The 1761-nt window shown below is 73.3% G+C and carries 2 protein-coding genes; both read left to right on the forward strand.

Going from position 1 to position 1761, the window contains the following annotated elements:
• Nucleotides 1-1052: GTP cyclohydrolase II (gene ribA, locus NBW84_RS23080; protein WP_250287364.1), on the forward strand; the 1052-nt coding region annotated here is incomplete at its 5' end.
• Nucleotides 1049-1525: a 6,7-dimethyl-8-ribityllumazine synthase gene (gene ribH / locus NBW84_RS23085; protein ID WP_250287365.1), complete on the forward strand. Its 477-nt coding sequence runs from the start codon at nt 1049-1051 to the stop codon at nt 1523-1525. The genes ribA and ribH, both read left to right, overlap by 4 nt.
• Nucleotides 1526-1761: the final 236 nt, after the last annotated feature.

The following is a 1761-nucleotide window of genomic DNA, read 5'->3' on the forward strand; positions in this document are numbered from 1 at the left end:
ACATCACCAAGCCCGGCCACATCTTCCCGCTGCGCGCGAAGGTCGGTGGGGTGTTACGGCGTCCCGGCCACACCGAGGCCGCGGTGGACCTGGCCAGGCTCGCCGGGCTGCGCCCCGCCGGCGCCATCTGCGAGATCGTCAACGACGACGGCAGCATGGCCCGGCTGCCGGAGCTGACGCGGTTCGCCGAGGAGCACGGGCTGCTGCTGATCTCCATCGCCGACCTGGTGGCGTACCGGCGGCGCAGCGAGCACCATGTCGAGCGGGTCGCCGACACCAGGATCCCCACCGGCTACGGCGAGTTCCGTGCCTTCGGCTACCGCGGCGTCATCGATGACGTGGAGCACGTCGCGCTGGTCAAGGGGGACATCGGGGACGGCCGTGACGTCCTGGTGCGGGTGCACAGCGAATGCCTCACCGGCGACGTCTTCGGCTCCCGCCGCTGCGACTGCGGGACGCAGCTCGACGCCGCCCTGCGCATGATCGCCCAGGAGGGCCGGGGCGTCGTCCTCTACATGCGGGGGCACGAGGGCCGCGGCGTCGGCCTCATCCACAAGCTGCGGGCCTACCAGATGCAGGACGCCGGGCACGACACCGTGGACGCCAACCTCGCCCTCGGCCTGCCCGCGGACGCGCGTGACTACGGCACCGGCGCCCAGATCCTGGTCGATCTCGGCATCCGGACGATGCGGCTGCTGACGAACAACCCGACCAAGCGGGCCGGGCTGGAGGGCTACGGCCTGGAGGTCGTCGAACGGGTCGGGCTGCCGGTGAACTTCACTCCGGAGAACCTGCGCTATCTGACCACCAAGCGGGACCGGATGGGGCACGACCTGCCGGGCCTGCCGACCGCCCTGCCGAGCCTGCCGACCGCCCTGCCGGGCCTGCCGAAGGCCGCGGGGGCCCGCGCCGACGTCCCGCTGCACTGCGTCGGGGGCACGAGCGTCGGGAACGCGGGCGCGCACGCGGCTCGCGCGGCCGCGGAGGCGGAGCCGGTGGTGACCGGCGAGGACCTGCTGATGGCGGACATCTGCCAGGGCGAGACGGCATGAGCGGCCAGGGCGCGCCGGCACCGGTGATCCCGGACGGCACCGGCCTGCGGCTGGCCGTCGTGGCGACCCGCTGGCACGCCGAGATCACCGACGCCCTCGTCGACGGCGCGCTGCGGGCGGCCAAGGACGCCGGGGCCGCCTCCCCGCTGCTGGTCCGGGTGCCCGGCGCGGTCGAGCTGCCGGTCGTGACGGCGGCGCTGGCGGCCGGCCACGACGCGGTGGTGGCGCTGGGCGTGGTGATCCGCGGTGGCACCCCGCACTTCGACTACGTCTGCCAGTCGGTGACGCAGGGGCTGACCCGGGTCGCCCTGGACACCGGCGTCCCGGTGGGCTTCGGCGTGCTGACCTGCGACACGGCCGAGCAGGCGCTCGACCGCGCGGGCCTGCCCTCCTCGGCGGAGGACAAGGGCCGCGAGGCCACCTTCGCCGCCCTGGAGACCGCAACCGTCCTACGCGACCTGCGCCATGGTTAGGCCGTTTTCCGCTGGAATGTGATCTTTCAGATCGCGCTCTTCCCGATCGTGCCCCTCTGGCGCTCGGTCAGTCGTCCGACGCGCCGGCGGGGCACGATCGACGGTTGATGTCCCATGGCATACGGCTGACCGTTGCGCTCCACACCGCGCCGGACGCACGATCTCCTGGGCGTGCGGGTGGAGGGATCCTTCAGGCGGTGTCCGCAGCCGGAGTGCCGAAGGCGTGCAGGAAGGTG

Source organism: Protofrankia sp. CiP1_Cm_nod2 (assembly GCF_920664355.1).
Taxonomy (GTDB): domain Bacteria; phylum Actinomycetota; class Actinomycetes; order Frankiales; family Frankiaceae; genus Protofrankia.

Bases quoted from the DNA above. Each gene is read 5' to 3' on its own strand.
- ribH (WP_250287365.1), top strand. From the start codon at position 1,049: ATGAGCGGCCAGGGCGCGCCGGCACCGGTGATCCCGGACGGCACCGGC.